We start from the raw sequence: 23,354 nt of genomic DNA, 5'->3' as shown, positions 1-23,354 counted from the left end.
CTGGCAATGGTATGAGGGAAACTCAGGCCGCCGGCGCCGCCAGGCTCATCACCCGTGAGGTGAGCGTGGCCGTGTCGAGCATCAGCATGGTTTCCTGTTCGCCATCCAGGGTGGCGACACGCTTGCCGCGGTCGATCCACGCTGCCGAGCGGCCACCGCCAGTCGCTCCATCGCAGGGCCCCACGCAGTTGGCCATCAGGATCGTCATGGCGTGTTCGCGGGCGAAGGTGGCGTAGTAGGCATAGGCTTCGTCCATTCCCGGGGCGAATTTGGCCACGCTGGCCAAGTAGACGTCCGCTCCCAGGCTTGCCGCCATGGCGACATGGTCGGGCAGCAGCGATTCGTAGCAGATCGCCAGCGCGATACGGTGCTCGCGGGTTTCGATCACCATCGGCTTCTCGCCGGACGAGAAGTAGGGCAGTTCATCATCGTGGAGCCGCTGTTTGGCATAGGCGTGGCGACCCGTGTGGGGCTGGAACGTCACCATGCCTATCCGCGGCTTTTGCGAGGTAACCAGCGGCAGGCCTACACCGATCACGATACCGTGGGCATCGCTCAAGCGCTGGAACACGTCCAGACGCGGGTCCTCCTCGTGGGTGGCCAGTCCCTTGGCCAGCGTCGGCTCGTAGCCGGTCAGCGAGAGCTCGGGGAAGAAGATCAGTTCGGCATCCTGCGAAGCTGCCAGCTCGACGAACTCGACATGGCGTGCCACGTTCCCTTCGATATCGCCCGTTATCGAGGCGTACTGCACCGCGCACAGCTTCATCGGCCCGCTCCCTCTCGCCTGGCTCTCAGATAAGCGTACGCTATTTTTCGAATCCACCCCAGCGGCCGGCCATCGATAGCGGCAAGCCCCAAGCCGATCAAGCCCATCCCGACAAGGTGCCTTGGCTCGAGCCGTTCGTCCAGGAAGAGAAAACCCAGCAGAATGGCGCTGGCCGGGATCAGGAAGGTGACCAACAGCAGGTTGGTTGCCCCCGCAGTGGCCAACAGGCGGAAGTAAATCAGGTATGCCAGCGTGGTGGAGAACAGCGCTAGGCCGAAGACGGCCGACCAGATCTCCAGGCCCGGCCAGGGCTGTTGCCAGAAGCGCTCCACTATCAAGGCCGAGGGCAAGAGCACCATCGCCGAGGCCGTGACCTGGCCGCACGCGGTAACCAACGGCGAGCAGCCAAGAGAGCGAAAGCGGCGCCCGAAAACCCCGGCAAAAGCATAGGAGAGGGCGCCAGCCAGCACGGCGGCCTGGGCCCACGAGCGGTTGGCTGAACCTTCATGTACTTCCAGACCGAGCATGTAGGCAACACCGAGGAAGCCGATCACCACTCCCGTTAAGCGGCCCAGGGTGAAGGGCTCGTCGCGGGTCAGGAAGTGCGCCACCACGATGGTGAAAAAGGGGGTGCTGGCATTGAGAATCGAGGCCAAGCCGCTGGCGATATGCCCCTGCCCCCAGGCGATGAGAGTAAAGGGAATCATGTTGTTGAGCAGGCCCATGGCGAAGAAGGCCGTCCATAGCTTCGGGTCCCACGGCATACGCTGGCCCAGCAGCAGAATCAGCGCGTGCAGCGCCAGCGCCGCCAGCCCCACACGCAGCGCCACGATGGTGAGCGGCCCCAGCTCCTCGACCGCCACCCCCACGAAGAAGAAGGAGCCGCCCCACAATACCGACAAGGTCACCAGGAGCGCCCACTCAAGCGGGCCCATGGTGCGATTGATCTTGTTCATCGACTGCCACTCCGGTTGGTAGTTGATGCCAACCTAGGGCAGCAGGGTGATGAGGGAACTCCGCTTCTTGCGCTGGAAGTGGGAAGGGCAAGCAGTGGATGCCGCAACCCCAATAAAGCCTGGCGAGGGTGGCCCCAGCCAGGCGTTTCGGTTCTCTCAGGGACAGCTCAGCGCTTACGTAGCTTGGCCAGTTCGCTCTCGGCAACGTCGACTCTCACGGTGCCTTTCTGTACCAGCAGGTCGGCGATGACGGCCACTTCATCCCCCTGGGCACCGGCCATCAGGGCGATGTTCTTGGCGTGCAGCGCCATGTGGCCCTTCTGGATACCGGTGGTGGCCAGGGCCTTCATGGCGGCAAAGTTCTGTGCCAGGCCCACCGCCACGATGATGCGACCGAGGCGTTCGGCCCGGGTCACGCCGAGGATCTCCAGGCAGTAGCGTGCGGTGGGATGAGCGCGGGTGGCGCCGCCGATCAGGCCGACCGGCATCGGCATCTCCAGCGTACCGGTGAGATTGCCTTCGGCGTCTTGCTCCCAATGAGTCAGCGAGCGGTAGCGGCCGGTGCGCGCCGCATAGGCGTGAGCGCCGGCTTCCACAGCGCGGGTGTCATTGCCGGTGGCCAGCACCACGGCGCTCACCCCATTCATGATGCCCTTGTTGTGAGTGGCCGCCCGGTAAGGGTCCTGGTCGGCGAAGCGGTAGGCGGAGAGCATACCGTCGCGCACCTCCTCGCCACCTATCTGGTCCAGTCGCCAGGTGGCTCGGGCCCGCACCAGGCGCCGGTCCGCCAGGTTGGAGAGAATGCGCAGCCGGCTCTTGCCGCCGCTCCATTCCGCCAGCGAGGGTGCCACCGCCTCGGCCATGGAATTCACCGCGTTGGCCCCCATGGCGTCGCGCACGTCCACGAGCAGGTGCACGATCAGCATGTCTTCCAGCACGCGGACCTCGAGATCGCGGAAGCCACCGCCGTGCTTGACCAGTACGGGGTCTGTGGCATCGCAGATCTGGCGGATCTGCTCGCGCGCCTCCAGCAACTTGAGGCGGGCGAACTCCGGGTTGGGCACCTCGACGAGCTGCACCTGGGCGATCATCACCGGCGCGGCGGCATCGGTGGTAAAGCCGCCGGAATCGCGGCACTGGCGCGCCGCGTTGCACACCGCCGCCACCACCGAGGACTCCTCCGTGGCCATCGGCACCAGCTGCTCCTCGCCGTCGATGATCAGATTGGTGGCGATACCCAGGGGTATGTTCAGGGTGCCGATCACGTTCTCGATCATCGAGTCGGCGGTTTCCGGCGCGAGGTTTCCCATGTTGCCGAGATGCGTCACGCCTGCGTCATCCAGGCCGGCGATCTCGGCCACCTTGGCGAGTCGCTCCTGAGGCGAAAGCTGATAGAAGCCAGCGATACGGGAAGTGCTATGAGCCATGTCGATACCTATCTAAAGCAATGAAAGACGACTTGTCAGAAGCCGTGAGCCTCAGGCCAGCAGCCCCATGAGCCAGGGCGAGGCATAGAGCGTCATGAACTGCACGCCGTAGTTCACCCCCCAGCGGTTCAGCAGGCCCGCCACCAGGGCCAGTACCATTACGCCGAGAATGCCCATCACCCCGGCATCCATGTACGCCAGCAGCATCACCAGGGCGAAGAACATGGCGAGGAAGGCCTCGTGGGGGATGTGGCGGAAAACGAAGACGCAGATCTGGCGCGCGTAGCGCACCGCGATGGGGTAGGTGATCAGCAGCGCGACGGCAGAGCCGAGAATGCTGGCGATGGCGATCTCCGAGAAGCTCATCAGGTGGTGAGCGTTCTGCTCCAGAGTCAGCACCGGTGGGGCATTGAAGAAGGCATTGCCGGGACCGATGGCCATGGGGCTCATGGGAATGCCCAGCGCCGCCAGCGGGATCAGGATGCCGGCAATGTAAGCGGCGTTGGTGACGGCATCCATGGAAGAGAGCGCCCGGCTGGCCTTCTCGACGGTGCCCTTGACCCAGCTCGACATCACCTCGCCGAGGAAGATGGTGATACCCACCGGGCTCATGAAGAAGGTGAACGTGCCTAGCACCGAGCTGGCAGCGGCCGAGGTCGTCTCCTGCCGCGTGAGGATGCGGAAGGGGTTGGGCAGCTTGTGGTCGTCCTCGGTCTTGTAGATCTGGATGGTCTTGGGCTCGGCCACTGCCATGGCCTTGCGCTCGCGGTTCACCAGCAGCTGCGCCAGGTTGAACATCATCGGACCGATGGTGATACCCAGGAAGAACGAGATGAACACCACCCGACCCTCGGGAATCACACCCATGCCCCAGTAGAAGTGGCGCAGCGCCTGGATCAGCGCCGCCAGCACCAGGATGCTGACCAGGCTGATGACCTTCTCGCGGCTCATCAGCGCCAGGAACACCGCACCGCCGAAAAAGATCTGGCTGGCGTACTGGCCCAGCACATCGGCCAGCGGCGTTAGCAGGAAGGCGAGAAACAGGCTGATCGGCACCGCGACCAGGGTGCCGATCACCGAGCCGGAGGCCATCTTGCGAATGGCCAGGGTGGACTGGCCTTCGCGCTTCAGCGTCATGGCGTGTTCCACCATGGGCGCCGACATCACGCCGCCGGGAATGCCCGCCACCGATACCGGAATGGAGTCGGTGAGTTTCTTGGCCACGATGGCCGCCATGAAGAAGGATAGAACCACGGGCAGCGGGATGCCCGCCACCACCAGCGCCAGCGTGACGGGGGCCAGCACGGCGGTTTCATCCGTGCCAGGGGCCACGCCGATGGCGGTATAGACCACCACCGCGATGAGGGCGGCGATCAACATCTGTAACAGCAGCATCGGATCCATGCTCACGCCTCCCCTTCGACGTCGAGGCGGCGCTTGGGCCGAAACAGCAGCGCGCTGATGAAGAAGCCGAGAATGGCGCCGGCAAGGCCCAGCACCAGCGGGCCGGGTGCCGGCCATGGCGCAAGCACAAAACCGCCCAGGCTCAGCAGTGTGGCGAGCGAAAGCGAGATGAGCAGATCCCTGCCCGAAACCGTATCGTCCCAGACATTCAGGTAGGTCCTGTCTTTGACTGGCATGCGTAACTCCAGATGAGTCGTTATTGGTGTTATAAGCCGTTGCCGGCGTTGCCAGCTTCGGGAAAACGGAAGGGCAGCATAAGGTACAGTTGGTGGAATTGTCCCAAGTACTGTACCGTCATCGTGAAGGGTACAGTTTGCTGTGAGGTAGGAATGACCAAGTCCGGCCAGATCGCCGACACCCTGCTCAAGGCCATGGACGAGGGGCGGCTGGCACCGGGCGCCAAGGTCGCTTCCATTCGCGAAGCGGCCCGGCAGTTCGGCGTGGCCAAGAACACCATCATCGACGCCTACGACCAGCTCGTCGCCATGGGGCGTTTGCAGGCTCGCCACGGCTCCGGCTTCTTCGTTTCCCAGGCGCGGCCACAGGCCACGGTAGAGGAGCGCGAGAGCCTGAGCGAAGCGATCGACAGCGTCTCGCTGCTGCGCGAGCAGCTGGTGGGCAGCTTTGCCGTGCGCGCCGGCGACGGCCGTGCCCCTGCAGCGTGGATGGGTGGGCTCGATCTCACTCGTGCGCTGAAGCGGCGCGGGCCGGAGCAGGACGAGGCACACTTCGAATACGGCATGCCGCAAGGCTTCGAGCCGCTGCGCGATGCCATCGCCCGGGTGCTGGGCGGCCGCTCAATCCACGCCGCCCAGGAACAGGTGCTGCTCACCTTCGGTGCCAATCACGCCTTCGACCTGATCGTGCGGCACTTCGTCGAAGCCGGCGACAGCGTGATGGTGGAAACGCCGGGCTACTATCCCCTGTTCGGCAAGTTGCGCCTGGCGCGGGTCAAGCTGGTGGGTGTCTCGCGTACGCCGGAAGGGCCCGACCTGGAGGAATTCGAACGCAAGGTCCGCCAGTACCGGCCACGGCTGTTCTTTCTGCAGCCCAACGCCCACAACCCCACCGGCACCAGCATGTCGTTGAGCAACATGCACCAGTTGCTGAAGATCGCCGAACAGTACGGCGTGGTGCTGGTGGAGGACGACGCGTTCGCCGACCTGCTGCCCCAGGGGAGTGCGCACCTGGCGGCGCTGGATGGGCTGGAGAACGTCATCTACGTGGGCACCTTCTCCAAGACGCTTTCCACCGGGCTGCGCTCGGGCTATATCGCCGGTAGCCTTCCCTTGATCCGCTCCCTCACCGACATCAAGATGCTCACCGTGGTCAACTCCTCCACCTTCATCGAATCGGTGATCCATGAACTGATCGTGAAGGGGCGCTACCGTCGCCACCTGGTACAGCTTCGCGAACGGGTTGCCAAGGCAAGCGCCAGCGCCCGGCGTGCGCTGCGTGAGGCAGGCATCGAAGACATCAGCGGCCCCGGCGGTGGCTATTACCTATGGGCACGGCTACCCACCGGCATCAACACCCTGGAGCTGGCGAAGCGCGCCACGGAGGCGGGCATCTTCATCGCCCCCGGTGCTCTCTTCTCGCTGCGCCCGGATGGCACCGATGGCACCGCCATGCGCATCAACGTCGCCTACGCCAACGACTACCGGTTCCTGGAATTCTTGCGCAAGGCGCTGGCCTAGATTCCTCTCAGGACGATGCGTCTACGCGACAGCCCATGCTCGGGTCTAGCCTTCCCTACGCATCTTCTCGCGACGCGCCACTTCCGCCTCCGTGGGTGGGTCCATGGCGAAGTCGCCGGTCTGCACCGCGCCTTCGCGCTCATAATGGGCAATCACGATGCCGTTGGGCGAAACCCGCTGGGCGGCCAGCTTGAATGCCGCTGGCGCTGTGCCATCGTCGAACAGCTTCTTGCCTTTACCCAGCACCACGGGGCAGATGAACAGCTTGAGTTCATCGACGAGATCGCTGGCAAGCAGCGTGTGGACCAGCTCGGTGCTGCCCTGGGTGATCAGCGCCGGTCCGTCCTCCTGCCTAAGCTTGGAAATATCCGTGGCTGCATCGCGCAGCGCCACCGAGCCTTTCCAGGTCAGCTCCAGGCCTTTCCGGGTCGCCACGTACTTCTTGATCGAGTTGAAGGTCTTGGCGATGGAGTCGTCAGGCCCTTCCTCGGCATAGGGCCAGTGGGCGGCAAAGATGTCGTACGTCTTGCGCCCGAGCAGCAGATCGAAGGGCTGGCCGAACAGCTTGTCGATCTCCTCGCCGAATACTTCATCCACCAGTGGTGCGACCCAGCCGCCGTAGCGAAAACCACCGGTCGGGTCCTCCTGCGGTCCGCCGGGGGCCTGCATGACGCCGTCCAGGGAAACCATCGCACCAACGATCACTTTACGCATCTGCCCATCCTCCAGGTTGCTCCGTACCCGGTAATCGAACGGGATGCGGCGGAATCGACAGGGCAGCAGAGCAACGCCTCGTCAACAGAGCCTGTCTCTGGTTAGATGCCTCTTTGGTGTCTTTCGCCCTGACGCCATTCATCTTATCGATTCGATACCCGGAGCCCGCCATGTCTCGCGCTATCGACATACCTGCACCCGACGGCACCATCGACGCTCACGTCTTCACACCCGGGAACGCTGAAGGCCCACTGCCGGCCGTGTTGCTGCTCACCGATATCGGCGGCCTGCGCCCGTGCTATCACGAGAAGGCCCAGCAGGTGGCGGACACCGGCTACGCCGTATTGATGCCAAACGTTTACTACCGCGATGCACGAGGCCTCGTCGTGCCGGAAGGCAAGTCCTTCCGCGACCCGGCCGTGCGGCCGACGCTGTTCGAATATGCCGGCCACCTGACGCCCGAGGCGCAGTCCCGCGACTTCGCCGCGCTGCTGAAATGCATCGATGACGAGCCCGAGTTCGCAAATGGCAAGATAGGCGTGGTCGGCTACTGCATGACAGGCGCCTTCGCACTACGCATGGCAGCCGAACACCCCGGCCGCGTTGCCGCCGCCGCGGGCTTCCACTCGGCCAACCTGGCCACGACCGGTGATCCGAATAGCCCCGTTCACGTGGTCGGCACCATCGAAGGGCGCGTCTATCTGGGCCACGCCGACAAGGATGAGCTACTGCCCCCCGACCAGATCGCCCGCATGGACGAAGCCCTGGCCAAGTCAGGCGTGCATTTCACGACGGAGCTCTACAAGGGTGCCGCCCACGGCTTCACCGCCAAGGACGCCCCCAGCTACGACGCGACCGCTGATGCTCTGCATCACAAGCGGCTGGCCATGTTGTGGGAAGAGACGTTGTAATAAGAGGGCAACTGGTTTCAGCGGCCTCGGGTGTGGGGCCGCGGCGCTTAACGCCTCCTCGACAGCCTCAGGGCGCCTTTGCGAAGTCGACGCCACGCACCCCCCAACAGCCTGGCAAACAGCTCCGCCTTCACCCGGGCATTGCGCCGTTCAATTGCCTGCATTTTAGGGTCCGGATTGTGAAAGGCCATCGTCTCCTCCGCTACCGCGAGCACACTGGAAGCGTAGCATGCCAGGGGAATGGGGTGTGGCACCTGTTAGCGCCAGCGCGCGTAGATAAAGCAGGCCCGAGGTTCAGCGCCCAGGTTGGGATGTACCACGTAACGCTCGAGACGGCCCTCTTGCCGAAAGCCGCACTTTTCCAGCAGACGGGCAGAAGCCAGATTATCCATATCGCAAGTGGCCTGAACGCGATATGTCTCGGGCAGGGCCAGGCAGAGCTTGGTGAGTGCCGTGAGTGCTTCTGACATGAGGCCACGCTGCCAATAGCGCCGTGCCAGCACATAGCCCACATCGACAATAGGGCCCCGTGGCCGGGCATCCAGCATGCCGATAGGTTCGTGCTCTTCACGCTGCAAGGTCATGACGTAGGGAAAATGAGTGCGCGCTTGCCAGCCTTTTATGCAGGTATCTATGAATTGCTGCGTTTCGGCGGGGGCCTGGTGTGGGCGCCAGATCAGGTAGCGGGTGACTTCCGGGTCCGTCGTTTACGCATGGTAGAGGAGCGGACCATCGGTAGGGTGGGGTTCCCGCAGGACAAGCCGCTCCGTTTCGAGACGTGTGGGAAGCGTGGTGTGGCCTTCTACATCCATGGGTGCCTCCGTTGGGTCCTGGCGATCATCACTCCAGCTCGGCGAGCCTGGCCCGTACCAGGTCCTTCAGCAGCGCTTCGTCGACTTCCCAATCGACAGGTATCTGAAAGCAGTTCTTGAAGACGACGTAGCCCTCCAGCCGCGGCTTGAACGCTTCGATGATATGTGGGCTCCACGCCGAGAAGGTGAGATGGTTCTTGTGGGCGTCGATGCCGGCGACGTATTTGCCATCGCGATGAATGGTCGGCACGTTCCAGGCAATCTTCGCTTCCAGTTCAGGGAACTGGTCGAGAATGAAGACGATGACGGCCTCGAGGGTGGTGGCCTTAGTCGGGTCCAGCGAGGCGATGTACTCCTCAACCGAGCTGAATTTTGCGGCGGGCATGGTGACCGGCTCCTTGCATGACGGCTTCGGGTCTTACTCAGGTTTGGGTGCACGCTGCAGTATTGGTTAGCGGGCTGAGGTGCGCAATTTGCAGGCTCTCGTTGGCAGCCCACCACCGTTTCCAGGGCGGTGGGCTGCCGGGTGGTGCCGTGGTTATGTGGCCGGCTGTGGAAGTCGGGCGATCACCTTGATTTCGAAGTCGAAGCCTGCCAGCCAGTTGACGCCGACGGCAGTCCAGTTGGGGTAGGGCGGTTCGCCGATTGCCTTGGTGCGAACCCTGTCGATCGCTTCCCACTGGGCAGCGGGATCGGTGTGGAAGGTAGTAACGTCGACGATATCGTCGAAGGTGCAGCCGGCGGCATCGAGAACGGCCGAGAGGTTGTCGAAGGCGAGCTGAACCTGGTTTTCGAAATCCGGTTCGGCTGACCCATCCTCACGACTGCCGACCTGACCCGAGACGAACAGGAAGTCGCCCGAGCGGATTGCCGCCGAATAACGGTTGATCTCATAGAGTGCCTGCCTTCCCGCAGGGAAGACTGCATCGCGTTTGGACATCGTGTTACTCCGGTTCTTGATCCGGTGACGAGAGCAGCCGTGTTTTCCATAACCCGGGCTGCATTGATATACGGGCCGTATGTGGATTATGCTGGTCGCATACGCAGCGTATGTCAATACGCATACGTCGCGTATGCGAATTTTTTTGAGTGAGCGTGAGGAGAGAACGTGGCGACGAAGCGTGCGCAGAAGATGGAGGAAACCCGGGCGAAGCTTATTCGGGCCGCCCGAGAGGCCTTCGCGACCAAGGGCTATGCCGCGGCCTCGATGGATGAGCTCACCGCCGAAGCCGGTCTCACGCGGGGAGCGCTCTATCACAACTTCGGTGGCAAGCAGGGGCTGATGCAGGCGGTGGTCGACCAGATCGATCAGGAGATGGTAGAGCGCATGCTGGTCGCTCAGGCCCGCGCGGCTAGCCGTTGGGACGGTTTGCTCGAAGAGGGCGTGGCCTATATCGAGATGGCGCTGGAGCCGGAAGTCCAGCGCATCATGCTGCTGGATGGCCCGGCGGTGCTCGGGGATCCTTCGCAATGGCCCAATCAGAATGCCTGCCTGCTCCGCACGGCGCAGACGATCCAGGCCCTGATCGATGAAGGCACTGTCAAACCGGTGGATGCGGAAGCCGCCGCGCGCTTGATCAACGGCGCGGCACTCAACGCCGCTCTGTGGATCGCCGCCGCCGATGAGCCGCGCGCCGTGCTGCCGAAAGCCGTGGAGGCGTTCCGGCAGCTCGCGACGGGCTTGCTGCAAACCGAAAGGTGAGCCCGGCGGTAAAGCCAGGCAGGTTTTAGGAAGTTTGCCGTCAAACCCAGAACTGGCTCTGCTCACCTAGCGTATTGAGGTCGGTGCGCTCCAAGGTGATATGGAAGGCGTCACCTGCGATGACCACGTCGTTGCCGTGTTGGCTGGCGCTGGCGAAGAGTTCTTCCTCGTCGGCGAAGAGGCCGTTGACGAATACCAGCCAATCGTTGTCGCCGGCGTGGTGGTTGAAGTCCTTGATCACGGCATTGCCCTGATAGCCTGCCTCGAAAATGAACAGGTCGTCGCCGACACCGCCATACAATACGTCCTTACCACCGCGGACGAGCAGGGCGTCGTTCCCCTCGCCACCATAGAGCTGGTCGTCACCCATACCGCCTACCAGAGTGTCGTTGCCTTCGCCGCCGTGCAGCAGGCTGCCGCTGTCGAGGGCGATCAGGGTGTCGTCTCCTGCGCCACCGAACACCACGGCGCCGGTGAGTTCATCGTCGCCGGCCCCACCCTCTATGTGCTCGCCGTACTTCAGCTCGCGTGGCAACAGCCAGAGTGGCTCGAAGCGGCCCTTGACCAGCCCCTCGTCGCCCACCGAGTAGCGCTGATTGATCAGGGAAACGTCGCCGACCAGATTCCCACCCTCGAACTCCACGTAGCTGACGTTCTCTACCTGCTTCAAGCCGAGATCCTGCTTGGAGTTGAAGAACAGGGTGTCGTCCGAAAGCCGGTAGACCTCCCAGTCACCGGCTTGACCTTTCAAGCGCAAGGTATTGGTGCCGGAGCCGCCGTCGACGCGGTCTGCTCCGCCTGATAGCCGGATCAGGTCGTCGCCATCGCCAGCATAGATGAAGTCGCTGCCCTCGCCGCCACGAATCTTGTCATCATGTTCGGTGCCGATCAGGAAGGCGGGCTGGCCGAAGTGGTTCGAACTCGGCGTGTCCTTGTCCTCCACCCAGACCGTCGATCTCGATACCCCGGAGAGATTGGAGACGATCACCACGCTGTCGGTGTGGGTGTACTCGTAGAAGGGCGAGTCGGCGATACGCTCAATGGCATCTGTGAAGAGACCGTCCACGTGGGCATACCAACCCACCGGAACGTTGAGCAGCGAGAAGGCCGGCAGCGGCCACAGTGGCGATCCGTACATGTCGCCGAACAGCACGATGTTGTTGGTGCTGGCTTGGTAGGAGGTGTTGGGATGCGTCAGCAGCGGGCCTTGGTTCTTCAGTGCTTCCAGAAAGGAATCCGCATCCCCTGCCACTCGGTGCACCGCGTCGTTCTCGTAACCGTAATTGAAGACTACCTCGGGATCGTCGTAGATCAATGGCGATGCATGGCCGATGTAATTCGCGTCGGCGAAGAAGCCCTCGGCGAGTTCCTCGCGAAAGCGCGCCATGATATTGACCATGCCGCCGCCCAGGCTGTAGCCGGTAATCAAGGCATCCTCACCGGACAGGCCATTGCCTTCGGCATACTCCTTGAGCGCGAAGAGCAGTGTCTCCATGTTGGGGGCGATGGTGCCGGCATTGATCTGCAGGTAATCGACGATATCCACCGGTGAGTTGGTTCCGGTGAAAGAGAGCGCCACCCGCGACAGGTTGCCCTTGTCATCGAACTCACCCAGTAGCTTCGCCTGAGGACCGCTGATCAAGGAGCCGGTAATGGGGCTCTCAATGATGTAGTGACCCGAGGAGTCGACGGCGCTATCAGGCAGGCCCAGTTCCTTCGGCGTGAGCTCCCGCCAGCCTCTTGGCAGCTCGGTATCGATGGTGTTGGCGTAGGCGCCCTGGGGGAAGAGATCGACAAATCCCTGGACGAGCTCCCGGCTGGAGTGGATGCCGAGAAATCCCGACATGTTGGAGTAGGCAGCTAGCTTGTGGCTGGTGAGCATCAGCTCGGTGGACTTTTCAGTGCTGTAGTTCTTGTAGTCGAACATGGCCATGCGACAACCTCCGTGTCTCGTATCGGAGTGATACGCTCAAGGCTCCCTGCCGCTTCAACACTCATCCGTCGCCATTTGCATGAGCGCCGAAAATCGTCACGAGGACCTCGGTCTGCGTAAAACGATCAATTCAAACAACCGTTATAGTTGTCGGGACATATGATCGAAATGGCACATTCGGCTCAACTAGACATTGGTTCTAAGTTTCGTGTTGTTTTGTCACGTCTCGTTGTGGATTGTTATAGATATAGCCGCACGGGCATCGATGATCGTTTTGTTGAGTCACTCATGCTGCAGTACGTTGACGAGCTTCCCGAAGGGATCGCGAACGTAGAATCGTCGCACGCCCCAGGGCTCGCTGACGGGGCCGTACTCGATGGGCACGCTCGCTTTCTCGAAGCGGGCCAGCGCCGCTTCGATATCGTCGACTTCGATGGAGAGGTCGGGCACGGGCGTGCCGGAGCCGCCTTCGGCACCGAAGCTCACCTGAACGGTCATCTTCGCGTCCGAGCCGTAGGTGCGAAACCAGCCGTGGTCCATGAGCAGGTCGAGGCCCAGGATGTCTCCGTAAAACGCTGTTGCTTTGTCGAGTTCCGCCGTTGCCGTGTTGGCCATGATGCGTTTTATTTTCACTGCCCACCTCGATTTGTTTTTGTTGGCTTCCTGGCAAATCATAGATTCAGGTGTGTGATACGTGGCCAAATTTTCCTTAATCAGCTCATCTCAATCGAGGACTTCCCATGAGCGGCACTCTCTATCGCCTGGCGGCCTTTACCGATGACCCGAACGGTGGCAACCCCGCCGGAGTATGGTTGGGCGAGACGCTGCCCGAAACCGCGGAGATGCAGCGTATCGCCGCCGAGGTGGGCTATTCCGAAACCGCCTTCATTGCTCCGGCCGAGGGTGAGCGGCGCACGGTGCGCTACTACAGCCCCGAGGCGGAAGTGAGCTTCTGCGGTCATGCCACGGTGGCCGGTGGCGTGCAGATGGGTCGGCTGAGCGGTGCGGGTAGCTACATGCTGGATACGGCGGTGGGCGAGGTGATGGTCACCGTCAACCAGGTGGAAGGGGAATGGCGGGCGTCGCTGGTGTCGGTCACGCCTGAGTTTCACCCTGCCGAGCCCGATCTGGTCGAGGAAGTGTGCGAGCTGCTTGGCTGGCAGGCCGAGGAACTCGATCTCGAGATACCTCCTGCACGGGCCTACGCCGGGGCCTGGCATTTAGTGCTGGCGTGCAAAGAGAAGGCGCGCCTCGAACGACTCGAGTACGACTTCGAAGGGCTCAAGGTACTGATGCTGCGCGAGGGTCTCACCACGCTGCAGCTGGTATGGCGCGAGAGCGCAGAGCGCTTCCATGCCCGCGACCCGTTCCCGGTGGGCGGCGTGGTGGAAGACCCCGCCACCGGCGCTGCGGCCGCGGCATTGGGTGGCTACCTGCGCGATGCCGGTCTGCTCCAGGCGCCTGCCCAGCTGACCATCCTGCAGGGCGAAGCGATGGGTCGGCCCAGCCGCCTGCAGGTGGATATTCCGGTTTCCGGCGGCATCGTGGTGACCGGGCAGGCGGTATCGCTCGAGGCCTAGTCGCGCTCGCGGGGCTGATAGCTGCCGGGCTCCGTGGCAAAGCTGATCGCCAGGCGGTTCCAGGCGTTGATGGTACAGACCGCCAAGGTAAGGTCGGTCAACCCCCGCTCGGAGAAGTGCTCGCGGGTAGCCTCGTACAGGGCCTCGTCGATGCCGTTTCCGGCGATCAGAGTAGTGGCCTCGGCCCAGGCCAGAGCGGCGCGTTCGCGCGGCGTATAAAAGGGCGTCTCGCGCCAGGCGTTGAGAGCGTACAGGCGCTGCTCGGTTTCACCGGCCTTGCGTGCATCCTTGGTATGCATGTCGATGCAGTAGGCGCAGCCGTTGATCTGCGAAACGCGGGCATAGACCAGCGCGAGCAGGCCATCGCTGAGTTCGCCATCTTCCGCTGCCTTGTGAACATGGTTCTGCAGGTCGAGCATGGCCTTGAGACCGGCGGGGCTGGCGGAGAAATAATTCATGCGCATGGGTGGGGCTCCAGAAATGCATGGAGTCCCCACCCTAGCCCGGCCGCTAGCGGCAGAATTGTAGTTTTTCGACCTGCTGGATCAGTGCAGCTTCATACGCGGTCGAATGAAGCGATTGAGCCCGTCCGAGAGCAGAATCAGCGCCGTCTTGGCCGTGCCGTGGATGGCGCGCTGATGCATGCGGTAGAGCGAGGCGTAGAAGAATTTGGCCAGGCGCCCTTCGATGAACAGGCTGCGCGCCGAGGCGCCGCGCATCAGGCTGCCGATGGCTTCGAAGTGGGCCAGCGAGATGAGCGAACCCCGGTCGCGATAGCGGAATGGCTTGAGCGTGCCGTTGTCGAGCCGGGCGAGCAGATTCTTGTAGAGCCGCTGCGCCTGCTGATGCGCGGCCTGGGCTCGCGGCGGTACCAGGCTGCCATCCGGCTGTGGACAGCTGGCACAGTCGCCGAGCACGAAGATATTGGGATCGTCGATACTCTGCAGGGTCGGCTCCACCTGGATGCGCTGGTTGCGGTCCAGGGTAAGCCCCAGATCGCACAGTACGTTGGGCGCCTTGATTCCTGCTGCCCAGACGTTGAGGTCCGTTTCGATGCGTACACCGTCTGCGGTGACGATGGCATCCTCCTCCACACTTACCACTCGGGTAGCGGTGTGCACCTGCACGCCCAGGCGTTCCAGCTCGGTGCGCACGGCGCCGCGGATACGCTCGGGCAGGGCCGGCAGTACGTCCGGTGCCGCCTCGATCAGGTGAACCTCCAGGGAGCTGCTCTTCATCTCGGTGAAGCCGTAGCTGTGCAGCATGCGAGAAGCGTCATAGAGTTCAGCCGCCAGCTCCACACCGGTGGCGCCGGCGCCGACGATGCCCACGGTGAGCCTTGGGTGCAGACGCCGTTCGGGGTCGCTGTAGCGCAGGAAGGTATTGAGCATGTCGTGGCGGAAGGCTTCGGCCTGGGCCGGGCTGTCGAGGAAGTGGCAGTGCTCGGCGACACCGGGGGTACCGAAGTCGTTGCTCACGCTGCCCAGCGCCAGCACCAGCAAGTCATAGTCTAGGCTGCGGGCCGGCAGTACCTCTTCGCCGTGGTCGTCGAGCACCGGAGCCATGCGCAGCTGGCGCGCTTCGCGGTCGAGCCCTTCGAGCGTTCCGCGCTGGAAGCGATAGCCGTTGAGCTGGGCATGGCTCTGATAGGAGATCTCGTCGATGCTGGAGTCGAGCGCTCCGGTGGCGACCTCGTGCAGCAGCGGCTTCCAGATGTGGGTAGAGTTGCGGTCGATCAGCGTGATCTCCGCCTTGCCGCGTCGCCCCAGGCGGCGGCCAAGGCGGGTGACCAGTTCCAGCCCGCCGGCACCGCCGCCGACCACCACGATGCGTGTTCCGTCCATGTGTTGCTCCGTTAAGATGAGAAATGTGTGATTGAGAAATGGGTGCCCCTACTTTAGCCCTGGAATATGAGAGTCGTTGCACTTTTTCGGGGCCGGATTCGTGGCGTTGGCTTGCTTGAATGGCACTTCCTTGTCGCCGAAAGGTTTTCAACATGAGCGAAGTTCCCCAGTCTCACCTGGCTGACAGTAGCGGCCCTTTTGGGCCTGCACCGCCGACCGCCTCTAATCGCTTCATGCTCCGGCGCTTCGCACCCAGCATGGCACTGCGCCCCTACGTGCAGTGCTACTGGCAGGGGCAAGGGGGCAGCGAACCGGCAGGCAGGGAGCTGCTGCACCCTGATGGCGGCGCAGGGCTGCTGTTCAACTTCGGTGGCGCGCTGGAGCGCGATGACGAGCGGTTGTCTGGCGCCTGCTGGGTCGACGGCCCCAAGCGACGCACGGCGCGCCTGACGGTAGGGAGCGAGCTCGATCTGTTGGGGGTACGCTTTCTGCCGGGCATGGCATCGCCGTTCCTTGGCGAATCTCTGGCGGCCTTGGCCGGCGGGGAGCTGACACCGGGCGATGCCATGCGCCGGCTCGAACTCGACGCGCTTTACGAGCGGCTGCATGAAGCTCCCGATCTAGCGGGGCGTATCGTGCTGCTGGAAGGCTATCTACTTGAGCGGCTGCGGCGGCACGCCGTGCCACAGGTGCCGGCTTTGACGGCATCCATCGGCTGGCTGAAGCGCTGCCAAGGCCAGGCCAGCATCGCCACGCTGGTGGATGAGCTGCCGTTCGGCCAGCGTCACCTGGAGCGGCTGTTTCAGCGCCATGTGGGGCTCTCGCCCAAACGCTATGCCCGGTTGCTGCGGGTCGCCCGCAGCCGCGAGCTGATCAAGCAAGGCGGGGCCGCCACCTCGTTGACCGATACCGCCTTTGCTGCCGGTTATTTCGATCAAGCCCACTTCATCCATGACTTCAAGACCGTGACCGGCCTGACGCCGGGCGGTTACCGCGACCATGTACGGCGGCGGTACGGATGGGCAGCTTACCCGTAAGCCGGTCGGTATCGGTGAGGCACTTCCAGCCGCTGCTGCAGGTGGAGTAGGTTATCTTGCCGAATCGTACTCGTCGTGGCGTCTCACCCAGTCCGTCAGGTTGCGGTGAGGCCCCGTCTCGTTGCGGCCGCGGGGCGTCATGTCGAGCAGCATGTAGGTGCTGTCGACGAGTTCGTCGCCGCGCCCATAGGTCGAATAGGTGTGGAACACCTCTCCCTTGCCGTTTTTGTAGAACACACTGAGGCCGGACAGGTCCTCGATCGAGACATTGGCCGTTGTGTAGTTGTAAGTGACCGTTCCTTTGGCGATCATTTCAGGGGTGAACGAGACCTGGTAGTCGTAGTTGAAGTCGCTGTCATGCGAGGAGACCCACGCCACCTGCCAGCCCATGCGCTTGCGGTAGGCTTCGATTTCGCTAAGCGGAGCTCGCGAGACCCGAACCAGGCTGACGTCGTGGTGCTCGAGGTGCACCTGTGTACCTTCGATGTGGTCGGCAGTGAAGGAGCAGCCGATGCACCCCGCTCCCCAGCCGGGGCCGAACATGAAATGATGGATAATGAGCTGGCTGCGCCCGTCGAACAGCTCAGTGAGCGACTTGCGGCCATCGGTCGTATCGAAAACGTATTCCTTTTCGACTTTCACCCACGGCAGGGCGCGGCGCTTGGCGTTCAGGTCGTCGCGCAGACGGGTGAGCTCCTTCTCCCTGGCCAGCAGCGCCTTGCGGGCGGCGAGCCATTCGTCGCGAGAGACGATGCCTGAGGGCGTGAGATCATTTGGTGACATGACATATCCTCCTGTGGCTTGCATGAGTGAGTCGCTCGGGTGGGGACAGAATCGACAACGGGTGCCTGGAGAAATGAGATCATGTTGACACCTCGATCATCGAGGTATAATTTTCAGTCATGACCGAGACCAAGCCTCAGAGCAAGAACGAACCGGCTTCAGGCCGCCGAATTCCCGATTACAGCGACCCTTCGTACTGGCGCGGCACGATCAAGATGTCGCTGTCGAAGTTCTTCGTGCTCAGCGTACTGCACCGCAAGCCGATGCACGGCTACGAGGTGGTGCAGGCGGTGGAGAAGAGCACCAAGGGCTGCTGTAGCCCGTCGGAGGGAACGGTCTATCCGATGCTCAACGAGTTCGAGGCGGGTGGTTACCTGAGCTCTACCGCCGAGGTGGTGCAGGGGCGCTCGCGCAAGGTCTATGCGCTGACGGAAAAAGGGCGAGAAACCTTCCAGGTGGCGGTGGATGCCTGGCTGGAAGCTACGGACTGCATCCTCGAGAGCCGCCGCATGGCTGGCGGGGCAGCGAATCGGGAGGAGTGAGAAGTGATCGCAAGGCGTTTCCTCAGGTCTGAATACCTCGTTGGTCGAGGTATGTGATGAATGCCCGTACCCGAGTGGTTATCGCTCTTGGCGTTTCCCAGACCCTGGCCTGGGGCTCGACCTACTACCTGCCGGCGATCCTCGCCGTGCCCATGGCGCGGGACCTCGGCCTGACGACCGGTACGGTATTCGCGGCGTTCTCCTCGGCGCTGGTGGTCTCGGCGGTGCTGGGCCCGGCGGTGGGGCGGCGCATCGACCGCTTCGGCGGGCGCGACGTACTGACGGTTTCCAGCCTGGTGTTCGCCTTGGGCCTGGTGCTGCTCGGCATGGCTTCGGGGCCCTTGCTGCTGTGGGTAGGGTGGCTGGTCATCGGTATCGGCATGGGCATGGGGCTGTACGAGTCGGCCTTTTCTACCCTGGCCGGGCTCTACGGTCGCGAAGCGCGAGGGCCCATTACCGGTATCACCCTGCTGGCGGGCTTCGCCAGTACCGTATGCTGGCCAATCACCGGCTGGCTCAACGCCGAGTTCGGCTGGCAGAACGCCTGCTTCACCTGGGCGGCGGTGCATCTGCTGCTGGGTTTGCCGCTCAACCGCCTGCTGATTCCCTTCGGTATTCAGCCGCCCGTTCCCCGCGCCGAGTTAACAACGGCTGAACCGGAGTCGACCTGGCTGCCCATGGCACTGCTGGCCTTCGTCTTCGCCGTTACCTGGTTTGTCAGCACCGCCATGGCGGCGCACCTGCCGTGGCTGTTGCAGATCGCAGGCCTGTCGCCCGCCGCTGCCATTGCCGCCGCGGCGCTGGTGGGGCCGGCTCAGGTCGCGGCGCGCCTGCTCGAGTTCTCGCTGCTGCAACGCTTTCATCCGCTGCTCTCGGCCAAGCTGGCCGTGATCGCACACCCCATCGGGGCGCTTGGTTTGATGACGCTGGGAGCACCGCTGGCCACGCTCTTCGTGCTGCTGCACGGCGCCGGCAACGGCATTCTAACCATCGCCAAGGGCACGCTGCCGCTGGCGATCTTCGGCCCTCACGGCTACGGCCTGCGCCAAGGCGTGCTGATGGTACCGGCTCGCTTCGGGCAGGCGCTGGCGCCGCTGGCCTTCGCCCTGTTGATCGAGCGCTTCGGCACCCAGGCGCTGCTGTTCTCCTCAGCCCTGGGGCTCGCTGCCCTGGTGGCGCTGCTGGTTCTGCAAACCCACGCCCTGAAGGAGGCGACATGAGACTTCGCACACTCAACGACCCCGACTCCCTGCCGGCTCTCGACGAGCGCTTCGCTCTTCGGCAGCCCGGCCAGGGCTTGCCCGATCCGCTGGGCCATCCGCCGCGTATTCTGCTGCTCTACGGCTCGCTGCGTGAACACTCTTACTCTCGCCTGGCAGTGGAAGAGGCGGCACGGCTGTTGCGCCACTTCGGCGCCGAAACGCGGATCTTCGACCCTTCCGACCTGCCGTTGCCGGATCAAGTGCCGGGCGATGACCACCCCGCAGTGCGCGAGTTGCGCGAGCTGGCGCTGTGGTCCGAAGGGCAGGTGTGGTGCAGTCCCGAGCGCCACGGACAGATCACCGGCGTGATGAAAACTCAGATCGATCATCTGCCGCTGAGCATGGGGGCGGTGCGACCGACTCAAGGGCGCACTCTGGCGGTCATGCAGGTCAGCGGCGGTTCGCAGTCGTTCAACGCGGTGAATACTCTGCGCTTGCTGGGGCGTTGGATGCGCATGATCACCATCCCCAACCAGTCCAGTGTGCCCAAGGCGTATCAGGAGTTCGACGAGGCCGGCCGCATGCGCCCCTCGCCGCTCTACGACCGCATCGTCGATGTGATGGAGGAGCTGGTGCGTTTCACCCTGTTGCTGCGGCCCCACAATGAGACGCTGGTGGACCGCTACTCGGAGCGCCGCGAAGCAGCCGGCGCCAAGGCCGATCCGCTGACGGACAAGGCGGTGGTTGCACAAGCGACGGAGTAGTCGATATGCACAAAGTCCTTTGGTTGACGGACCCACACCTCGTAGAGCCCGATACAGCTGCATCCCATGCACCTGTCGATACTTGGCAACGATTCAGGGTATGCCTGGACGAAATACGTCGCGAACACTCCGATGCGAAGCTCTTGGTGATCACTGGCGATCTCGTTCACCTGAACAACCCAGGCGCCTATGCACAGCTACGCGAAGAGTTGGAACGGCTGCCCATGCCTTACCGGCTGGTGGCGGGCAACCATGACGATCGGGAAGCTCTGTATGAGACGTTTCCCGAGGTACCCAGGGTCGAAGGCTTTCTTCAGAGTAGCGACGATATCGGTGGGGCGCGGCTGATCTACCTCGATACTCAGGCAGGCGAGGGGCACCATGGCGAGCTTTGCCCCTCTCGGCTCGACTGGCTGGCAGCGCAGTTGGAGCAAGCATCGGAGCGTCCTGTGTTGATCTTCCTGCACCACCCACCGATGGAAATCGGCGTGCCCGCGCTCGACAGGCTCAGGCTGTTGGAGAGCGAAGGACTGCGTGACTTGTTGCAGTCACGGTGTGCCCCGACGCACCTCCTATGTGGGCATGTTCACCGGAACGTATCGGGACGATGGAGCGGCCAACTCTTTGCGATGCTGAAGGGCACCAATACGCAGTTTGCTTTCGATATGCAGTCGGATCGCCTGATACGCAGCGAGGAAGCCCCAGGGTATGGGGTGCTGCTGTTCGACGATGACAAGGTGGTCGTCAATTACGTGGATATCTCCATCGACCGCTGATGTTGAATAAACGCTGCAGGAACGGAACGATTCGCGCCCTGGTTCGGCCGCACACGGGCGGCCACCATTAGTGTTATTTCCAGTAGAGGATGCTGAGCTTACTCGGGGCGAACCTCGAAGACTCCTTCCACCTCGACGGCCAGGTCATACGGCAATGCGCTGACGCCCACCGCCAGGCGCGTATGGCGCCCCTTGTCGCCGAATGCCTTGAGGAAAAGATCGGATGCCCCGTTCATGACCTGAGACTGTTCGTGAAAATCGGGCGTTGAATTGACATACCCCGCCAGCCGGACTGTGCTGACCAGGCGCTCCAGTTCGCCATTGAGTGCGTTGTTGAGCTGGGCGATCAGGTTCAGGCCGCATAAGCGGGCGGCTTGCTGACCCTGTTCGAGACCGTAGGCATCGCCGAGCTTGCCGGGAAAGCGCCGCTCACCATTCCACTGGCATAGCTGACCCGTCACGAAGAGCAAGTTTCCAGTCAGGTGGTAGGGCACATAGCTGGCTCCCGGCATGCTCGGTGCCGGCAGCTCAATGCCCAGGGCTTTCATTCTGGATTCTATGGTTTCAGACACGGTGTTCTCCAGTCATTTCTTGGTGTTGTTTTGACCCGCTCGATGGCAATGTTGCGAAAGCCATCGAGCGGATGAGCTGCAGGGCGATGCGAACGTTTACAGGTTCTCAGGTACCCCCAATATCTCCAGGCTAGCCTTGCCTAATTCAACGCGTTTTGCGGCATCGCCGGCCTTCTCGATGTCCAGGTTCAAGGCGAAGGGATATAGTATTTCCCCTTCTTGAACCCAGCCTACCCACCAGCCTATGCCAGGATCAGGCGCGTTCTCCCAGCCGGTTTTGCCATAAAGGGCCCAGTTCTCGTCCTGCTCCAGCAGGATGATGTCGCGGGTAGCTTGTTGGGCCCAGGCGGGGGCGGGTAGCTCACCCTGGGCTAACTCATGCAGGAAGTACACCTGCTCGATAGCGCTTATCTCGAGGGGACCCACTAGCCAGAAGTCGTCGACGTGCTCACCCAGCTCGGCGTTGCCGTAGTCGAGTTCACGTAAAGCGGCCAGCATCGGTTCCTTGCCGATTCGCCGAGCCAAAGCCTGATAGATAGGAACATTGGAAAGCTCGATGGCCTCGAGCAGCCCCATATCCCGCTCCCATACGTCGAAAGGTTGGGGCTCTCCACCATAGGGCAGAACTTCGTGGACGCTATCGACTGCCTCGACGGTCAGGCCAATGAGGGTGTGCGGAATCTTGAAGGTCGAGGCTGGTACGAAGGACGTAGAGGCGCGTTCGTGATCATGGCCGATGAGTCGCTGGTTGATGGGATCATAGAGCACGAAGGTGCCACTTAGGCCTGCATCTTGGAAAAGCTGGGCTATCTCGGGACTTTCCTGCCACTCTTGTGCGTAAGCATTCATGCCGAGTAACAAGAGGGTGGGCGCCAATATTTTTTTCATTGGTAACTGGCCTACATTTCAGTCTTTCTTGGTTAAGGAATAAATTGTTGTCTGTCGATATGCAAGAAATCGACAGAGACTTTGATGGTTTATTGCTGCTAATGTTTCGAAAAATCCTATGATATTCCATGATGAGTGATCGCCATATATTGTTATATAAGTGGGATTTCTCAGCTCGATATATTGTTTCGATGCAGTCGGTTCCAAGCGCCCCTTATTCACGCAACGCTATACGGAACCTGTGTCAGTGAATTGCTGTGCAAGTGCTCCACCAACCGGTCGATACGCGCCAGGGCGCTTTCGGTCGAGGCCACCAGCGCCTCGCCGCCTACTTCCTGGTGTTCGATGGCGATGTCGTGGAAGCCGCCGAAGCCGATGAACTGCAGGGCGGTGCGAACGCTAGGCTCCAGGTGGTTGAATGCGGCCAACGGGCCCTGCTGATCGAAGCCGAAACCCCCGCGTGAGGAGAGCAGCACGGCGTGGCGCGGCCTGTCGGCAAGTAGCGGCACGTAATGCTCCAGCGGAACGTAAGGATGGGCACCGTTTTGCAGGTCGAAGTCGACCGTACGCCCGATGCGGACGATGTTGTCGATCCAGGCCTTGAACGCGGCCGGTGGGCCGAAGTTGTACATGGGTACGCCGAGCACCAGGATATCGGCCCGTACGACTTCATCGACCAGTGCATTGCTTTCGGCAAGCACGGCTTGCATCGATTCCGTCTTTTGCTCTGCGGGCGTGAATTCGGCTTCTATCCACTCCACGCTGGTAAGCGGGGGCGGATTGACGCCGATATCCCGATAGACGATCTCGGCATCCGGCTCCAGAGTGCGCCAGCGGGAAACGAAGTGGTGGGTCAGCCGGCGGGTATGAGAGCCGTGGTCGTGGCTGCCGGCACGGCCGGGGCGTGGGCTGGCATCGAGGTGAAGTAAACGTGTCATGGGTTTTCTCCGTCACTGGGTGTAGCATCTATTGAATGAATTGTTC

General features: G+C 62.4%; 25 protein-coding genes and 1 pseudogene. 9 read left to right on the top strand and 17 right to left on the bottom strand.

Going from position 1 to position 23,354, the window contains the following annotated elements; translation table 11 throughout:
• Positions 1-22: 22 nt before the first annotated feature.
• From AC2VNO_RS13260 to AC2VNO_RS13240, 5 genes are all read right to left on the bottom strand, one after another.
• Positions 23-766: a carbon-nitrogen hydrolase family protein gene (locus AC2VNO_RS13260; protein ID WP_486934559.1), complete on the bottom strand. Its 744-nt coding sequence runs from the start codon at positions 764-766 to the stop codon at positions 23-25.
• On the bottom strand, positions 763-1,722 hold the full coding sequence (locus tag AC2VNO_RS13255; protein ID WP_486934558.1) for a DMT family transporter: 960 nt from the start codon (positions 1,720-1,722) through the stop codon (positions 763-765). The genes AC2VNO_RS13260 and AC2VNO_RS13255 overlap by 4 nt, the downstream gene beginning before the upstream one ends.
• A 167-nt stretch (positions 1,723-1,889) precedes the next feature.
• Positions 1,890-3,149, bottom strand: a complete 1,260-nt coding sequence (locus AC2VNO_RS13250; protein WP_486934557.1) for a hydroxymethylglutaryl-CoA reductase, degradative — start codon at positions 3,147-3,149, stop codon at positions 1,890-1,892.
• Positions 3,150-3,200: 51 nt separating this feature from the next.
• Complete coding sequence (locus tag AC2VNO_RS13245) at positions 3,201-4,553, bottom strand: tripartite tricarboxylate transporter permease (protein ID WP_486934556.1); 1,353 nt, start codon at positions 4,551-4,553, stop codon at positions 3,201-3,203.
• 2 nt (positions 4,554-4,555) lie between these two features.
• A complete protein-coding gene (locus tag AC2VNO_RS13240; RefSeq protein ID WP_486934555.1) occupies positions 4,556-4,789 on the bottom strand; it encodes a hypothetical protein in 234 nt (77 codons plus the stop codon).
• Positions 4,790-4,942: 153 nt separating this feature from the next.
• Here AC2VNO_RS13240 and AC2VNO_RS13235 point away from each other — a divergent pair, with 153 nt between their 5' ends.
• Complete coding sequence (locus AC2VNO_RS13235) at positions 4,943-6,310, top strand: aminotransferase-like domain-containing protein (protein ID WP_486934554.1); 1,368 nt, start codon at positions 4,943-4,945, stop codon at positions 6,308-6,310.
• A 45-nt stretch (positions 6,311-6,355) separates the two neighbouring features.
• Here AC2VNO_RS13235 and AC2VNO_RS13230 read toward each other — a convergent pair whose 3' ends face one another.
• Complete coding sequence (locus AC2VNO_RS13230; RefSeq protein ID WP_486934553.1) at positions 6,356-7,024, bottom strand: dihydrofolate reductase family protein; 669 nt, start codon at positions 7,022-7,024, stop codon at positions 6,356-6,358.
• A 170-nt stretch (positions 7,025-7,194) separates the two neighbouring features.
• Here AC2VNO_RS13230 and AC2VNO_RS13225 point away from each other — a divergent pair, with 170 nt between their 5' ends.
• On the top strand, positions 7,195-7,935 hold the full coding sequence (locus tag AC2VNO_RS13225) for a dienelactone hydrolase family protein (RefSeq protein WP_486934552.1): 741 nt from the start codon (positions 7,195-7,197) through the stop codon (positions 7,933-7,935).
• 257 nt (positions 7,936-8,192) lie between these two features.
• On the opposite strand, the pseudogene AC2VNO_RS13220 reads toward AC2VNO_RS13225, so the two are convergent.
• From AC2VNO_RS13220 to AC2VNO_RS13210, 3 genes and pseudogenes are all read right to left on the bottom strand, one after another.
• Positions 8,193-8,627, bottom strand: a pseudogene (locus tag AC2VNO_RS13220) (GNAT family N-acetyltransferase); the annotation flags it as partial.
• 148 nt (positions 8,628-8,775) lie between these two features.
• The gene (locus AC2VNO_RS13215) at positions 8,776-9,132 is read right to left on the bottom strand and encodes an iron chaperone (protein ID WP_486934551.1); all 357 of its coding nucleotides are present in this window, start codon (positions 9,130-9,132) and stop codon (positions 8,776-8,778) included.
• 153 nt (positions 9,133-9,285) lie between these two features.
• Positions 9,286-9,687, bottom strand: a complete 402-nt coding sequence (locus AC2VNO_RS13210) for a RidA family protein (RefSeq protein ID WP_486934550.1) — start codon at positions 9,685-9,687, stop codon at positions 9,286-9,288.
• A 168-nt stretch (positions 9,688-9,855) separates the two neighbouring features.
• Here AC2VNO_RS13210 and AC2VNO_RS13205 point away from each other — a divergent pair, with 168 nt between their 5' ends.
• Positions 9,856-10,449: a TetR/AcrR family transcriptional regulator gene (locus AC2VNO_RS13205; protein ID WP_486934549.1), complete on the top strand. Its 594-nt coding sequence runs from the start codon at positions 9,856-9,858 to the stop codon at positions 10,447-10,449.
• Between the two features lie 40 nt (positions 10,450-10,489).
• On the opposite strand, the gene AC2VNO_RS13200 is transcribed toward AC2VNO_RS13205, so the two are convergent.
• Positions 10,490-12,382: a calcium-binding protein gene (locus AC2VNO_RS13200; protein ID WP_486934548.1), complete on the bottom strand. Its 1,893-nt coding sequence runs from the start codon at positions 12,380-12,382 to the stop codon at positions 10,490-10,492.
• Between the two features lie 282 nt (positions 12,383-12,664).
• Positions 12,665-13,015 (bottom strand): VOC family protein, encoded by a 351-nt coding sequence (locus AC2VNO_RS13195; protein WP_486934547.1) that lies wholly within the window; start codon positions 13,013-13,015, stop codon positions 12,665-12,667.
• A gap of 107 nt (positions 13,016-13,122) precedes the next feature.
• Here AC2VNO_RS13195 and AC2VNO_RS13190 point away from each other — a divergent pair, with 107 nt between their 5' ends.
• Positions 13,123-13,962, top strand: coding sequence for a PhzF family phenazine biosynthesis protein (locus tag AC2VNO_RS13190; RefSeq protein WP_486934546.1), 840 nt, complete (start codon positions 13,123-13,125; stop codon positions 13,960-13,962).
• Here the strand turns inward: AC2VNO_RS13190 and AC2VNO_RS13185 are convergent.
• Complete coding sequence (locus AC2VNO_RS13185) at positions 13,959-14,426, bottom strand: carboxymuconolactone decarboxylase family protein (protein ID WP_486934545.1); 468 nt, start codon at positions 14,424-14,426, stop codon at positions 13,959-13,961. The two genes, AC2VNO_RS13190 and AC2VNO_RS13185, sit on opposite strands and share 4 nt — an antisense overlap.
• Positions 14,427-14,507: 81 nt before the next feature.
• Positions 14,508-15,806, bottom strand: a complete 1,299-nt coding sequence (locus AC2VNO_RS13180; RefSeq protein ID WP_486934544.1) for an NAD(P)/FAD-dependent oxidoreductase — start codon at positions 15,804-15,806, stop codon at positions 14,508-14,510.
• A 119-nt stretch (positions 15,807-15,925) separates the two neighbouring features.
• Between AC2VNO_RS13180 and AC2VNO_RS13175 the strand changes: the two genes are divergently transcribed.
• Entirely contained in the window at positions 15,926-16,843 is a 918-nt protein-coding gene (locus AC2VNO_RS13175; protein WP_486934543.1) for an AraC family transcriptional regulator, read from the top strand.
• Between the two features lie 51 nt (positions 16,844-16,894).
• Here AC2VNO_RS13175 and AC2VNO_RS13170 read toward each other — a convergent pair whose 3' ends face one another.
• Positions 16,895-17,626: a DUF899 domain-containing protein gene (locus AC2VNO_RS13170; RefSeq protein WP_486934542.1), complete on the bottom strand. Its 732-nt coding sequence runs from the start codon at positions 17,624-17,626 to the stop codon at positions 16,895-16,897.
• Positions 17,627-17,745: 119 nt separating this feature from the next.
• On the opposite strand from AC2VNO_RS13170, the gene AC2VNO_RS13165 reads away from it, so the two are divergent.
• Genes AC2VNO_RS13165 through AC2VNO_RS13150 form a run of 4 tightly spaced genes read left to right on the top strand, consistent with a single transcriptional unit; the run spans position 17,746 to position 20,910 of the window.
• The gene (locus AC2VNO_RS13165; protein WP_486934541.1) at positions 17,746-18,168 is read left to right on the top strand and encodes a PadR family transcriptional regulator; all 423 of its coding nucleotides are present in this window, start codon (positions 17,746-17,748) and stop codon (positions 18,166-18,168) included.
• A gap of 56 nt (positions 18,169-18,224) precedes the next feature.
• Positions 18,225-19,388: an MFS transporter gene (locus AC2VNO_RS13160; RefSeq protein WP_486934540.1), complete on the top strand. Its 1,164-nt coding sequence runs from the start codon at positions 18,225-18,227 to the stop codon at positions 19,386-19,388.
• Complete coding sequence (gene arsH, locus AC2VNO_RS13155) at positions 19,385-20,134, top strand: arsenical resistance protein ArsH (RefSeq protein ID WP_486934539.1); 750 nt, start codon at positions 19,385-19,387, stop codon at positions 20,132-20,134. Before AC2VNO_RS13160 ends, arsH begins: the two co-directional genes overlap by 4 nt.
• A gap of 5 nt (positions 20,135-20,139) precedes the next feature.
• Positions 20,140-20,910: a phosphodiesterase gene (locus AC2VNO_RS13150; protein ID WP_486934538.1), complete on the top strand. Its 771-nt coding sequence runs from the start codon at positions 20,140-20,142 to the stop codon at positions 20,908-20,910.
• 98 nt (positions 20,911-21,008) lie between these two features.
• On the opposite strand, the gene AC2VNO_RS13145 is transcribed toward AC2VNO_RS13150, so the two are convergent.
• From AC2VNO_RS13145 to AC2VNO_RS13135, 3 genes are all read right to left on the bottom strand, one after another.
• Positions 21,009-21,482: a RidA family protein gene (locus AC2VNO_RS13145; RefSeq protein WP_486934537.1), complete on the bottom strand. Its 474-nt coding sequence runs from the start codon at positions 21,480-21,482 to the stop codon at positions 21,009-21,011.
• Between the two features lie 96 nt (positions 21,483-21,578).
• Complete coding sequence (gene blaOXA, locus AC2VNO_RS13140) at positions 21,579-22,370, bottom strand: class D beta-lactamase (RefSeq protein WP_486934536.1); 792 nt, start codon at positions 22,368-22,370, stop codon at positions 21,579-21,581.
• 218 nt (positions 22,371-22,588) lie between these two features.
• Positions 22,589-23,308, bottom strand: a complete 720-nt coding sequence (locus AC2VNO_RS13135; protein WP_486934535.1) for an FMN-dependent NADH-azoreductase — start codon at positions 23,306-23,308, stop codon at positions 22,589-22,591.
• Positions 23,309-23,354 lie beyond the last annotated feature (46 nt).

This window comes from Halomonas sp. TH-94 (assembly GCF_057473365.1).
Note: the sequence above shows the minus strand (reverse complement) of the source record. Positions and strands in the feature narration are given on the sequence as shown.